This window comes from Catenulispora sp. GP43, assembly GCF_041260665.1.
Taxonomy (GTDB): domain Bacteria; phylum Actinomycetota; class Actinomycetes; order Streptomycetales; family Catenulisporaceae; genus Catenulispora.
Map to the genome: position 1 here is coordinate 86,703 of NZ_JBGCCT010000028.1, position 12,293 is coordinate 98,995.

Here is a 12,293-nt window from a genome sequence, read left to right on the forward strand (position 1 = left end):
TCGCACAGTGACAGGTGAGGCCTCCGAACGCGCCGCCCTGTCGGCGATCCTGTCCACCGTCGCCCCGGGCACCGTGCTGCGCGACGGCCTGGAGCGCATCCTGCGCGGCAACACCGGCGGCCTGGTGGTCTTCGGCTTCGACAAGCTCGTGGACGAGATGGCCACCGGCGGTTTCGTGCTCGACGTCGAGTTCTCCCCGCAGCGGCTGCGTGAGCTGTGCAAGATGGACGGCGCCGTGGTGGTCTCCAGCGACGGCTCCCGCATCGTGCGCGCCGGCGTCCAGCTGGTCCCGGACCCGGCGATCCCGACCGCGGAGACCGGCACCCGGCACCGCACCGCCGACCGCGTCGCCAAGCAGACCGGCTTCCCGGTGCTGTCGGTGTCGCAGTCGATGCGCATCATCGCGCTCTACCTGCGCGGCCAGCGCGTGGTGCTGGAGGACTCCGGCGCGATCCTGTCCAAGGCGAACCAGGCGCTGGCCACGCTGGAGCGCTACAAGCTCCGGCTGGACGAGGTCACCGGCACGCTGTCGGCGCTGGAGATCGAGGACCTGGTGACGGTCCGCGACGTGGCGGCGGTGGCGCAGCGCCTGGAGATGGTGACCCGCATCGCCGACGAGGTGGCCGGCTACGTGGTCCAGCTCGGCGTGGACGGCCGGCTGCTGTCCCTGCAGCTGGACGAGCTGATGGCCGGCGTGGACCCGGACCGCGACCTGATCGCCCGCGACTACCTGCCCGAGCGCACCGGCAAGAAGGCGCGCACCGTCTCCGACGTCTCCGACGACCTCGGCGGCCTGGACCGCACCCAGCTGCTCGACCTGCTGCAGGTGGCCAGGGCGATGGGCTTCGGCGGCGGCGTGGAGGTGCTGGAGTCCGCGGTCTCCCCGCGCGGCTACCGGCTGCTGGCCAAGGTGCCGCGGCTGCCCGGCGCGGTCATCGACCGGCTGGTCGAGCACTTCGGCGGGCTGCAGAAGCTGCTCGCGGCCTCCATCGACGACCTGCAGCGGGTCGAGGGTGTCGGGGAGACCCGGGCCCGGTCGGTGCGCGAGGGGCTGTCACGGCTGGCGGAGTCCTCGATCCTCGAGCGGTACGTCTGAGTTCTGCGGAGCGGCGGTCTGCGGGGTGACAGCCTGCGGAGCGGCGGTCTGCGCAACGGCAGTCTGCGCAACGGCGGCCGCCGGCGGCTTCAGGAAGCCAGTCGCCCAGGCGACCGCGATGGTGGCCACTGAGAAGGCCAGCCCGGTGGGCACCGTGGCCGACGCGCTGTGGCCGATCGCGATCCCGCCGGCGAACGCGCCGAACGCGATGCCGACGTTGGCAGCGGACACCGGCAGCGACTGCGCGAGCTGGCCGCCGGGGCCGGCCAGGCTGATCACCCGCACCTGGAGCGAGGGCACGATGCCGTAGAAGGACAGGCCCAGGACCAGCAGCACCGGCGCCACCAGCCACGCGACCGAGCCGACGAACCAGAGCGCCAGCAGCGAACCGGCGATCCCGAAGGACCCGACGAGCAGGGCCCGTCCGGCGTTCCGATCGGCGAACCCGCCGCCGCCGAACGAACCGGCCGCCGTGGCCGCGCCGTACGCCAGCAGGAACACGCTCAGCATGGCCCCGGACACGCCGGTGACCTTCTGCAGGAACGGCACCAGGTAGGTCAGCACCGCGAACACCGTCGAGAAGACGATGAAGTTCAGGAACAGCACGGCCAGCACCCTGGGCGCGAAGGCGTACCGGGCCTGGTGTCCGGCACCGGCGCCGCCGGACGGCACGGACGGGACCAGGGCCAGCGTCCCGATCAGCGTCACCACCGCACCGGCCACGATCGCCGCGAACGAGCCGCGCCAGCCGAGGGTCTGACCGACCAGCGTCCCCAGCGGCAGCCCGAGCGCCCCCGACACGGCGGCACCGGCGACGACGATCCCGATCGCCCGGCCCACGTCCTCCGTGTCGCCGGGGACCTGTTCTACGGGAAGGGCGTCCGGGCCACCGGCGTAGACGTGGTCGCGGCCGAGGCGGGAGTCGCCCCGACCACGCTGTACCGCCTGTTCGGTTCCAAGGACGACCTGATCGGCGCCTAGGTGGAGGAGGCCGACCAGGGCTTCCGGGCCATCATCGAGACCGCGGTCGCCGCGGCCGGACCGGATCCGCGCGACCGGATCATCGCGGTCTTCGACGCCGCCTACGGGGAGATCGCCGCCGAGCGGTTCCAGGACTGCACGATGATGCGGGCGCTCGCGGAGTTCCCCGACCCGGAGCTGCCGGCCCACCGCAACGCCGTCGCGGGCAAGGACTGGCTGCGGGCCCGCCTCGGCGAGCTGACCGGCGCGCTGGCGGTCGAGGACCCGGCCGGCCTCGCCGACCGGCTGACGCTGGTTCTGGAAGGCATGCTCGCTTCGGGCCACGCGCTGGGCCCTGACGGCCCGGCCGGGCAGGGGCGGCGCTTGGCGGAACTGCTACTGCCCCCGCCGCCCGGGACCGGCGACTGAGCCTGCTGCGACCGAACCGCCGCCAAGCCGCTCTCCAGCGACGCGGGGCGGCTTCCGCTGTCTGTCTCCGTCAGGGATCCGCGGCTCAGCCGAAGAACTCGACCAGCGTCGGCGCCAGCGCCTCGGGGTGCTGCAGCACGCCGTGGTCCTCGCCCGGCAACACGACCAGCCGCGCGCCGGGCACCGAATCGGCCACCGCCTTCGCGCCGGCCATCAGGCCCGGGGCGGTCTTGTCCCCGTAGACGGCCAGCACCGGCACCCGCAGCGCGGCCAGCCGGTCCCGGTCGACGAACTCCCACGGCCGGGACAGGGCCACGTCGTACGGCAGCGTCGGGGCCTTGTCGAGGAAGAAGGCCCAGGTCGGGCCATGCTTCATGCCCGAGACGATCTCCGGCGGCAGGCCGATGGCCTCGGTGAAGAAAGCGCTCGCCGCGCCGTCCCGGTCGCCCTCGTCGGCCATGGCGGTGAGCCGGTCCAGCAGATCGGACGGCGGGTGCGGCAGGTCCGGGTCGGCCCGGTAGGGCGACTCGTAGACGGCCACCGAGTCCGCCGGCAGGCCGCGCATCGCGCCTTCCAGGACCAGGATCGCGCCCGAGGAGTGGCCGAACAGGTGCGCGTGCCCGCCGACGTGCTCGATGACCGCCGCCAGGTCGTCGATCTCGGCGGCGACGTCGAAGCCGCCGCCGGCCTCGCGCACCGCGTCCGTGCTCTCGCCCCGGCCGCGGCGGTCGTAGGTGACGACGGTGAAGCGCGGGGCCAGTTCCATGGCGACCCCGGCGACCGTGCTGCGGTCGTTGAAGGCACCGCCGACGAGGACCACGACGGGCCCGCTGCCGAGCGAGTCGACCGCGATGGTGCTGCCGTCCTTTGACGTGATGTGGTCGGTCATGGCGATCAGCCTTCCTGAGGTGGGCTCTGGGGTGCTTCCGTCAGGTGGTCGGAGCCGGCTCCCCATTCTCGACACGGCCCGCCGATCTTTTCTCGGCGAGCCGCGGGGCCCATCGCGCCGCCGGCGGTCAGCTGTCAGCTGTCAGCCACCGGCGGTCAGCTGTCTGCCGCCGGCCGGCTTCCGGTTCAGCTGCCGGTCTTCAGCTCGAAGGTCTTCGGCTGGCTCTGCGCGGCTGGCGCGTTCGGGCCGCTGCCGGCGCCCAGGCTCACCACGCCGTAGTACGTGCCGAGCGCGGCGGGGCTGCCACCCGGTGCGCAGCCGGCGGAGGAGCGGGTGCGGTTCCAGGTGTAGGTGACGGTCTGGACCGCGCCGGGGGCGATGCCACGCAGATCCTTGCCGCCGGTCGCGCAGTCCGCCGAGGACCAGACGTGGTCCAGGCCGGAGTAGACGTTCAGGACCAGCGACTTCGGGCTCACGTCGACGTCGCAGTCGGAGGTGCCCTTGTTGACCACGGCGACCGTGAACTGCGGGTTGACCCCGTTGGCGTAGGCCGACTCCTGCGAGGTCAGGCTCACACTGAGCTGGCAGCCCGGGCCGCTGGTGCTGCCGCCGGGACCGGCGCCGGAGGCCCCGCCGGTGGTGCCGACCACCCCGCCGTTCACCCCGCCGGGCAGCGAAGTCGAGCCGCTGGCGCCGCCGGCCGGCGCGCCGGCACTCGACGAGGCACCGCCGGACGCCCCGCCGTTGGCCCCGGCTGACGAGGAGCCGCCCCCGGCGGTCGGCGTCGAGGACGACGACGCGGCCGGGCTGCTGCTCTTCCCGTCGCCGGCCGGCTGATTCTTCTTGGAGCCCGAACCCGAGCACGCATAGAGGACCAGCGCCAACGCGGCGACGACAGCCAGCACAACCAAAACGCGCCGCCGCCAATAGACGGCGGGCGCGAGAGATCCGACGGGATTTCGAAGCGAACCCACGAAGGGTCACTCTACGGGGCCGCCGCCACGGCGTGCCGCACGCCTCGCCGTACGATCGTCAGATGGCGCAAAGATCGACCGGGCCCGACCGCGGCCCCACCGACCTCGCAGGCTTCGAACAGGGTGCCGAACTGGTCGAACGGGTCGTCGACTGGTTCCGGGCCGAGGCCCGGGACCTCCCCTGGCGCCGCCCCGACGCCTCACCGTGGGCGGTGATGGTCAGCGAGTTCATGCTCCAGCAGACCCCGGTCTCCCGCGTGCTGCCGGTCTACGAGGCCTGGCTCGCACGCTGGCCGACCCCGGCCGCCCTGGCCGCCGAGCCCGTGGGCGAGGCCGTGCGGGCCTGGGGGCGTCTGGGGTACCCGCGGCGCGCGCAGCGGCTCCACGCGGCCGCCACGGCCGTCGAGGAGGCCTTCGACGGCGTGGTGCCGGACACGTACGAGGACTTGTGGTCGCTGCCGGGCGTCGGCGAGTACACGGCGGGCGCGATCGCCTCGTTCGCGTATCAGAAGCGGCACATCGTGCTCGACACGAACGTGCGCCGCGTCCTGGCCCGCGTGGTGACCGGCACGGAGTTCCCGGCCGCGGCGACCACCCCCGCCGACCGCCGCATCGCCACCGCCCTGCTGCCCGAGGCCGCCCCCGACGCCGCGGAATGGGCCGCCGCCAGCATGGAGCTGGGCGCCGTGGTGTGCACGGCCCGCGCGCCCCGCTGCGGCACCTGCCCGGTCTCCGGGCTCTGCCGCTGGGTCGCCGACGGCAAGCCCGCGTACGTGGGGCCCCCGCGCCGCGGGCAGACCTACGAGGGCACGGACCGCCAGGCCCGCGGTCGGCTGCTCGCGGTACTGCGCGACACCCACGGCCCGGTGCCGCGCGAGGAACTGGAGGCGGCGTGGACGCGGGACGTCGCGCAGCGGGAGCGGGCGCTGGCCAGCCTGGTGAGCGACGGGCTGGTCGCGGAGATGGAGGGGGAGATGTTCGCGCTGGCCCATTGAGGAATGTGAATATGCGTTGAGCTCGCTGCGGCCCGACTGTCAGGCTCGTGCTCCATGACCGCTGAATCCGCGAAGGATCTGGCCCACCGGCGCCTGAAGGGCGGCCGCGAGGCCCTGGTCTGGAAGCTCGACGGCCTGTCCGAGTACGACGCCCGCCGCCCGATGACCGCGACCGGCACCAACCTGCTGGGCCTGATCAAGCATCTCGCGCTGTGGGAGTCCCGGTACTTCGGCGAGGTCTTCGGGCGGCCGTTCCCGGAACCGCTGCCGCGGTGGCAGGACTCCGACGGCAGCGAGATGTGGGCGGCCGAGGACGAGACCCGCGCCGAGATCGTCGACCGCTACCGGCGGGCCTGCGCGCACGCCGACGCGACGATCAGCGGGCTGCCGGCCGACGCGCCCGGACACGTGCCGTGGTGGCCGCGGCCGGAGACCGAGCTGTTCGCCATCGTGGTCCACATGCTCGACGACACCGCGCGCCACGCCGGGCACGCCGACATCATGCGCGAGCAGATCGACGGCCGGACCGGGTACGCGGCCGCGTACGAGGAGCCGATCGACGTCGCGGCGCGGGAGACGCTGCGTGCGAGGATCGAAGCGGCGGCCAGGGCTGCCGACCCCCGATGAGCCGGCAGCCGGCTGAATCCGACAGCTGATTCTCTGATTCCGCATTCCGTTCCGCTATCGCGCGCGAAAGCCGGTCACCCCGCCAGCACCGCAGCCTCCCCCATCTCCGCCCCCTCACACGCGACCCGCCGCGAGTAGGCGGTCACCAAAGCCCGCAGCCGCTGCTCCGTCTCCGCGCCGACCGGCGTCACCACCACCAGCCGCTGCTCGGAGGCTTCCGGCGCGGTCAGCATGTCGTACCCCACCGTCAGCACCCCCGCGGTCGGGTGCGCCACGCGCTTCATCCCGCTGCTGCGCTCCCCGACGGTGTGGTCCCCCCACCAGCCGGCGAAGGCGCGGTGGCCGGCGCGCAGGCGGGCGATCACCGCGTGCAGGCGCGGGTCGTCGGGGTACTTCGCCGCGTTGGCCCGCAACGCCCCGACCGTCTCGCGCGCGATCTGGTCCCAGGACAGCTGGCTCCTGCGGCAGCCCGGGTCCAGGAACAGCATCAGGGCGGCGTTCGAGGCGGTGCCGTGGCCGAAGCCGTCGCCGAACATGGCGGTGGCCGCCGCGTTGTACGCCAGGATGTCGAAGCTGTGGTCGAGCACGTACGCCGGCAGCATCGGCATGCCGTCGAGGATCGCGCGCAGCGAGACGGTCACGCCGGCCCGCCGGTCGGGCAGCGGCCGCGGCGGCGCTTCGCCGCGGGCCGTCAGGTGCAGGTACTCGCGCTCGACCGGGGACAGGCGCAGCGCCTCGGCGAGGGCGTCCAGGACCGCCGAGCCGGGGGCGCCGGCGCGCCCCTGCTCCAGCCTGATGTACCAGTCGATGCTCACTGCTGCCAGCTCGGCGACCTCCTGACGGCGCAGGCCCGGCGTGCGGCGGCGGCCGACGCTGCGCAGGCCCACGTCCTCCGGCGCGAGCCGGCCGCGCATGGCGGTCAGGAACTCGCCGAGCGTGCTTTGGCGGGTGGTACGCGGAATACCAGGTTTCGAAGACTCTCCCAGTGATTCCCCGTGGACTCGAAACTCTTGACCCATGATGAAGAAGACGAAGATCGCCGTCGCCGGGGTTGCGTCCGCCGCCATGTTCGCCGCGGGAGCGGCCACCGCGTACGCCGCCGTCCACGACCGGTTCGGCTACAGCCCGGTCCGCAGCGGCATCCCGAAGGACGCCGCGCACTTCCACATCAGCTCCCCCGACCTGGTCGACGGCGGGGTCTTCCCGGCCTCCGAGGTCTGCACCGGGTACACGACCGCGCCGCGGCTGAGCTGGTCCGGCGCCCCGGCCGGGACCAAGAGCTTCGCCGTGGAGATGTTCGACCCGCAGGCCCCGACGGGCAGCGGGTTCTCGCACTGGCGCGCCTGGGACATCCCGGCGACCGCGAGCACGTTCGGGGGCCAGGCCCCGGCGCCGGCCGGGACCGTGGCCGGGCTGAACGACTTCGGCGACGCGTTCTTCGACGGGCCGTGCCCGCCGGCCGGCGACGTCGTGCACCACTACGAGATCCGGGTGCTGGCGCTGGACACGGCGAGCATCGGGCTGCCGGGCCAGGGGACCAGCACCGCGTATTCCGGATTCGTGCTGGGCCGGCACACCATCGGGGTCGCGCAGATGGTGGTCAACGCGAAGCAATAGATGATCGGCGCGTAACAAAAATCCTCGGTATCTGCCGGATGGTGGACATTCGGCCGTCTATAGGCCGGATGTCCGTTACCGGAGTTCCGAAAGTGTCGTTGAGGCCCGAGAGCCGACCTTCGGCTCCTCGAATTCGACGACATCTGAGGTACATCCATGCACGCCTTTGCAAGGAAGGGCCTGCTGCTGTCGGCCGCGACCGGCACGCTGGTCATGGGCTACGCCGGCATCGCGGCCGCGCAGGACTCGGCGACCACGCACGGGGCCGCCGCCGACAGCCCCGGCGCGGTCTCCGGCAACGTGGCGCAGGTCCCCGCCGACGTCCCGATCCAGGTCTGCGGGGACGCCGGCGCCGCCGCCGCCGGGATGGTGGGCAGCCGCGACAACGACTGCCTGACCGACGACGCCACGGCCAAGGCCGACGGCGTCGCCGCCGACAGCCCCGGGGCGGTCTCCGGCAACGTCGGCTCGGTCGCGGCCAACGTCCCGGTCCAGGCCTGCGGGCTGTCCGGAGGCGCGCTGGCGGCCGATGTCCAGGCCCACGACAACGACTGCGTGGACGAGGGCACGCACGCCCTGGCCAAGGGCGCGGCGGCCGACTCCCCCGGCCTGGTCTCCGGCAACGTGCTGCAGCTGTCCGCCGACGCGCCGGTCCAGGCCTGCGGCGACGCGGTCTCGCTGCTCGGCTTCGACACCGCGGCCAAGGACAACCACTGCGTGAACGGCGCCCCCGAGATGGCCCCGCCGGTGATGGCGCGCCCGCCGGTGATGACTCCCCCGCCGTCCGAGTGCCCGCAGCCCCCGCCGGTGATGGCCCCGCCGCCGGTGAACCCCTGCCCCCCGCCGCCCCCGGGCCAGTGCCCGCCGCCCGGCTCGGACACCTGGTCTCCCTCCGCCTCCGAGACCGCCCCGCCCTCGGACGCCGCCGCCACGCCCCAGTCCTCGGAGATCCCCGCGCCCCCGGCGGACACCGCCGCCCCGGCCATCCCGGCCCCGCCGGCGTCCTGAACCGCACGACCACCCGGCGGCCGTGAGCGTCGGCCGCCCGCTCCACCCCACGTCCAGCAGCGCAACCACGGGGACGCCCCCAGCCGGAGCCGACGTCACTCCGGAACGGGCCCGTGGTCAGGACACTGGACATGACGACGGCCGCTCACCCGCGTACGGGGTGGGCGGCCGTTGCTTTTCGGGCGCAAAGCAGTGGCCGCCCACCCCGTCTCCGGGGCGGGCGGCCGCTGGCTATTACTGGTTCCTACCGTCCGATCAGGCGCTGACCGGCGGCGTGGCCTCCGGCGCCGCCGGCGGCAGCGTCCCGGACTCCAGCACCGAGGCGTCCTCCGGGACGTCCTCCTTCGGGCCGGCCTTGAAGGTGAACCGCTGGTCGGACTCGACCGCGCCGGTCTCGGCGTTCTCGTCCACCGTGATCAGCTGGCCGGCCCGGACCTCGCCGAAGAGGATCTTCTCCGACAGCGGGTCCTCGATGTGGCGCTGGATCGCGCGGCGCAGCGGCCGGGCGCCGAGCACCGGGTCGTAGCCCAGGTTGGCGATGAGCTCCTTGGCCTTGCGGGTCAGGACGATGCCCATGTCCTTGTCCTTCAGGCGGGAGTCGACCTTGCTCATCATCAGGTCCACGATCGCGACGATGTCGTCCTGGCTCAGCTGCGGGAACACCACCGTGTCGTCGACGCGGTTCAGGAACTCCGGGCGGAAGTGCTGCTTCAGCTCGTCGTTGACCTTCGCCTTCATGCGCTCGTACGGGGCCTTGGTGTCGCCCTGGGCCGCGAAGCCCAGGCCGAAGCCCTTGGAGATGTCCCGGGTGCCGAGGTTGGTGGTCATGATGATCACCGTGTTCTTGAAGTCCACGACCCGGCCCTGGGAGTCGGTCAGGCGGCCGTCCTCCAGGATCTGCAACAGCGAGTTGAAGATGTCCGGGTGCGCCTTCTCGACCTCGTCGAACAGGACCACCGAGAACGGCTTGCGGCGCACCTTCTCGGTGAGCTGGCCGCCCTCCTCGTAGCCGACGTATCCGGGCGGCGAGCCGAACAGCCGGGAGACCGTGTGCTTCTCGGAGAACTCGGACATGTCCAGCTGGATCAGCGCGTCCTCGTCGCCGAACAGGAACTCCGCCAGGGCCTTGGCCAGCTCGGTCTTACCGACGCCGGACGGGCCGGCGAAGATGAACGAGCCGCCGGGGCGCTTGGGGTCCTTCAGCCCGGCACGGGTGCGCCGGATCGCCTGGGACAGACCCTTGATCGCCTGGTTCTGGCCGATGACGCGCTTGTGCAGCTCGTCCTCCATGCGCAGCAGGCGGGAGGTCTCCTCCTCGGTGAGCTTGAACACCGGGATGCCCGTGGCGGTGGCCAGGACCTCGGCGATCAGCTCCTCGTCGACCTCGGCCACGACGTCCAGGTCGCCCTGCTTCCACTCCTTCTCCCGGCGCGCCTTGGCGCCCTGGAGCTGCTTCTCCTGGTCGCGCAGGGCGGCGGCCTTCTCGAAGTCCTGCGCGTCGATCGCGGACTCCTTCTCCTTGCGCACGTTCGCGATCTTGTCGTCGAACTCGCGCAGGTCCGGCGGCGCGGTCATGCGGCGGATGCGCATCCGGGAGCCGGCCTCGTCGATCAGGTCGATGGCCTTGTCCGGCAGGAAGCGGTCGGAGATGTAGCGCTCGGCCAGCGTGGCCGCGGCCACCAGCGCGCCGTCGGTGATGGACACCCGGTGGTGCGCCTCGTAGCGGTCGCGCAGGCCCTTGAGGATCTCGATGGTGTGTGCCACCGAGGGCTCGGCCACCTGGATCGGCTGGAAGCGGCGCTCCAGGGCGGCGTCCTTCTCGACGTACTTGCGGTACTCGTCGAGGGTGGTGGCGCCGATGGTCTGCAGCTCGCCGCGGGCCAGCATGGGCTTCAGGATCGAGGCCGCGTCGATGGCACCCTCCGCCGCGCCCGCGCCGACCAGGGTGTGCAGCTCGTCGATGAACAGGACGATGTCGCCGCGGGTGCGGATCTCCTTGAGCACCTTCTTCAGGCGCTCCTCGAAGTCACCGCGGTAGCGGGAGCCGGCCACCAGGGCACCGAGGTCCAGGGTGTACAGGTGCTTGTCCTTGAGCGTCTCGGGCACCTCGCCCTTGACGATCGCCTGGGCCAGGCCCTCCACGACGGCGGTCTTGCCGACGCCGGGCTCGCCGATCAGCACCGGGTTGTTCTTGGTGCGGCGGGACAGCACCTGCATGACCCGCTCGATCTCCTTCTCGCGCCCGATCACCGGGTCGAGCTTGCCCTCGCGGGCCGCCTGGGTCAGGTTGCGGCCGAACTGGTCCAGCACCAGCGAGGTGGACGGCGTGCCCTCGGCCGGACCGCCGGCCGCCGCGGCCTCCTTGCCGCCGCCGGAGTAGCCGGACAGCAGCTGGATCACCTGCTGGCGCACCCGGTTCAGGTCCGCGCCCAGCTTGACCAGCACCTGCGCCGCGACACCCTCGCCCTCGCGGATCAGCCCGAGCAGAATGTGCTCGGTGCCGATGTAGTTGTGGCCCAGCTGCAGCGCCTCGCGCAGCGACAGCTCCAGGACCTTCTTGGCCCGCGGCGTGAAGGGGATGTGGCCGGACGGGGCCTGCTGGCCCTGGCCGATGATCTCCTCCACCTGCTGGCGGACCGCTTCGAGCGAGATGCCGAGGCTCTCCAGGGCCTTGGCCGCCACACCCTCACCCTCGTGGATGAGGCCGAGGAGGATGTGCTCGGTCCCGATGTAGTTGTGGTTGAGCATCCTGGCCTCTTCTTGGGCCAGGACGACGACGCGCCGTGCGCGGTCGGTGAACCGTTCGAACATTCCTCATCGCTCCCCGGAGCGTCGCGGGCCGACGTGTTGATCGAGATACAACCTGTGAAGGGAGTACAGATCGTGCGCTTGCCCTGGTGTGTTGCTAGTTCCGTGCGGTGCCAAACCAGTGTTCCCGCCTGTGGTGGCAGGCGGGCTCGCAACCGATGCTAGTCCCGCTGTCCCTGGCAGGTGGGGCGACTTCCCCGCTGTGTTCGGGGCGGTCACACCTCCCAGGGCCTTCAGTTGGTCCAACTCGCCGCCTCTGACGTGGTGTTCCCGGTAGCGGGGCCCCAGACCCGAATAGGGTGTACGCCAAGAGCGAACGGGGAGGTCGATCCACATGCCGGACGTGGTCTCCGTACCGGAAGCCGCGGGGCGCGAGGCGCTGGCCAGGCTGCTGGGATACGGCCAGCCTGCGGTCGCGCCGGGACCGGTCGCGCTGTCCGCCGCCGGCCGGGTGCTGTTCTACGTCGCCGACGGCGGCGCCGATGACCTGCCGGAACTGCTGGAGTGGCTGGACTGGGGCGGGGTCCGGCTGGACCTGACCGCGGTGCGCGGGCCCGACCTCACCGATCCGCCGGTGCGCTGGCTGCACCCCTCCACGGTCCCGATGCAGCGCCCCGGCGCCGAGCAGAGCATCACCACCGCCACCCCGGACAGCACTGACGCCACCGACCACGTCGGCGGCGTCGGCAACAGCAACAACAACAGCGGCAACGACAACAACGGAGCCGACCCCGGCGGAACCGGCGCCGTAAGGGCGGTCGAGCACGCCCCACGCCGCCCCGCCTACCCGACCCCGGGCCTGCCCGAAGCCCCGGAGCTGATCGCCCTGCTGGCCACTCTGGCCGCGGCCTGCCACCGGCTCGCGGTGGCCGCCGCGCGCTGAACCCGGC

The 12,293-nt window shown here is 72.6% G+C and carries 13 protein-coding genes; 8 read left to right on the forward strand and 5 right to left on the reverse strand.

Annotated features, from left to right (window positions below; genetic code table 11):
* Positions 1 to 37 precede the first annotated feature (37 nt).
* Positions 38 to 1,096: a DNA integrity scanning diadenylate cyclase DisA gene (disA, locus tag ABH926_RS40285; protein WP_370371579.1), complete on the forward strand. Its 1,059-nt coding sequence runs from the start codon at positions 38 to 40 to the stop codon at positions 1,094 to 1,096.
* On the opposite strand, the gene ABH926_RS40290 is transcribed toward disA, so the two are convergent.
* Positions 1,055 to 1,936 carry an MFS transporter gene (locus ABH926_RS40290; RefSeq protein ID WP_370371451.1) on the reverse strand — a complete coding sequence of 294 codons (882 nt, stop codon included), beginning with the start codon at positions 1,934 to 1,936 and terminating at the stop codon, positions 1,055 to 1,057. The genes disA and ABH926_RS40290 overlap by 42 nt on opposite strands.
* Positions 1,937 to 1,996: 60 nt before the next feature.
* Here ABH926_RS40290 and ABH926_RS40295 point away from each other — a divergent pair, with 60 nt between their 5' ends.
* Both ABH926_RS40295 and ABH926_RS40300 read left to right on the forward strand, forming a co-directional pair.
* Positions 1,997 to 2,077 (forward strand): TetR family transcriptional regulator, encoded by an 81-nt coding sequence (locus tag ABH926_RS40295; RefSeq protein WP_370371581.1) that lies wholly within the window; start codon positions 1,997 to 1,999, stop codon positions 2,075 to 2,077.
* On the forward strand, positions 2,078 to 2,485 hold the full coding sequence (locus ABH926_RS40300; protein WP_370371452.1) for a hypothetical protein: 408 nt from the start codon (positions 2,078 to 2,080) through the stop codon (positions 2,483 to 2,485). It abuts the gene before it with no gap.
* An 85-nt stretch (positions 2,486 to 2,570) separates the two neighbouring features.
* On the opposite strand, the gene ABH926_RS40305 is transcribed toward ABH926_RS40300, so the two are convergent.
* On the reverse strand, positions 2,571 to 3,374 hold the full coding sequence (locus ABH926_RS40305) for an alpha/beta fold hydrolase (protein WP_370371454.1): 804 nt from the start codon (positions 3,372 to 3,374) through the stop codon (positions 2,571 to 2,573).
* 185 nt (positions 3,375 to 3,559) lie between these two features.
* Complete coding sequence (locus tag ABH926_RS40310; protein ID WP_370371456.1) at positions 3,560 to 4,279, reverse strand: hypothetical protein; 720 nt, start codon at positions 4,277 to 4,279, stop codon at positions 3,560 to 3,562.
* 131 nt (positions 4,280 to 4,410) lie between these two features.
* Between ABH926_RS40310 and ABH926_RS40315 the strand changes: the two genes are divergently transcribed.
* Positions 4,411 to 5,343, forward strand: coding sequence for an A/G-specific adenine glycosylase (locus ABH926_RS40315; protein WP_370371458.1), 933 nt, complete (start codon positions 4,411 to 4,413; stop codon positions 5,341 to 5,343).
* A gap of 54 nt (positions 5,344 to 5,397) precedes the next feature.
* Positions 5,398 to 5,970: a DinB family protein gene (locus ABH926_RS40320; RefSeq protein WP_370371459.1), complete on the forward strand. Its 573-nt coding sequence runs from the start codon at positions 5,398 to 5,400 to the stop codon at positions 5,968 to 5,970.
* 74 nt (positions 5,971 to 6,044) lie between these two features.
* Here ABH926_RS40320 and ABH926_RS40325 read toward each other — a convergent pair whose 3' ends face one another.
* The gene (locus ABH926_RS40325) at positions 6,045 to 6,989 is read right to left on the reverse strand and encodes a helix-turn-helix transcriptional regulator (protein WP_370371461.1); all 945 of its coding nucleotides are present in this window, start codon (positions 6,987 to 6,989) and stop codon (positions 6,045 to 6,047) included.
* On the opposite strand from ABH926_RS40325, the gene ABH926_RS40330 reads away from it, so the two are divergent.
* A complete protein-coding gene (locus ABH926_RS40330; protein ID WP_370371463.1) occupies positions 6,988 to 7,587 on the forward strand; it encodes a YbhB/YbcL family Raf kinase inhibitor-like protein in 600 nt (199 codons plus the stop codon). The genes ABH926_RS40325 and ABH926_RS40330 overlap by 2 nt on opposite strands.
* A 156-nt stretch (positions 7,588 to 7,743) precedes the next feature.
* Positions 7,744 to 8,595, forward strand: a complete 852-nt coding sequence (locus ABH926_RS40335) for a chaplin (RefSeq protein WP_370371465.1) — start codon at positions 7,744 to 7,746, stop codon at positions 8,593 to 8,595.
* A gap of 255 nt (positions 8,596 to 8,850) precedes the next feature.
* Here ABH926_RS40335 and ABH926_RS40340 read toward each other — a convergent pair whose 3' ends face one another.
* Positions 8,851 to 11,406 (reverse strand): ATP-dependent Clp protease ATP-binding subunit, encoded by a 2,556-nt coding sequence (locus tag ABH926_RS40340; RefSeq protein ID WP_370371468.1) that lies wholly within the window; start codon positions 11,404 to 11,406, stop codon positions 8,851 to 8,853.
* Positions 11,407 to 11,737: 331 nt separating this feature from the next.
* Between ABH926_RS40340 and ABH926_RS40345 the strand changes: the two genes are divergently transcribed.
* The gene (locus tag ABH926_RS40345) at positions 11,738 to 12,286 is read left to right on the forward strand and encodes a hypothetical protein (protein WP_370371470.1); all 549 of its coding nucleotides are present in this window, start codon (positions 11,738 to 11,740) and stop codon (positions 12,284 to 12,286) included.
* The last annotated feature ends 7 nt before the right edge of the window (positions 12,287 to 12,293 follow it).

Bases quoted from the DNA above. Each gene is read 5' to 3' on its own strand.
- ABH926_RS40320 (WP_370371459.1), top strand. From the start codon at position 5,398: ATGACCGCTGAATCCGCGAAGGATCTGGCCCACCGGCGCCTGAAGGGC.
- ABH926_RS40325 (WP_370371461.1), bottom strand. From the start codon at position 6,989: ATGGGTCAAGAGTTTCGAGTCCACGGGGAATCACTGGGAGAGTCTTCG.
- ABH926_RS40305 (WP_370371454.1), bottom strand. From the start codon at position 3,374: ATGACCGACCACATCACGTCAAAGGACGGCAGCACCATCGCGGTCGAC.
- ABH926_RS40315 (WP_370371458.1), top strand. From the start codon at position 4,411: ATGGCGCAAAGATCGACCGGGCCCGACCGCGGCCCCACCGACCTCGCA.
- ABH926_RS40330 (WP_370371463.1), top strand. From the start codon at position 6,988: ATGATGAAGAAGACGAAGATCGCCGTCGCCGGGGTTGCGTCCGCCGCC.
- ABH926_RS40345 (WP_370371470.1), top strand. From the start codon at position 11,738: ATGCCGGACGTGGTCTCCGTACCGGAAGCCGCGGGGCGCGAGGCGCTG.
- ABH926_RS40335 (WP_370371465.1), top strand. From the start codon at position 7,744: ATGCACGCCTTTGCAAGGAAGGGCCTGCTGCTGTCGGCCGCGACCGGC.
- ABH926_RS40340 (WP_370371468.1), bottom strand. From the start codon at position 11,406: ATGTTCGAACGGTTCACCGACCGCGCACGGCGCGTCGTCGTCCTGGCC.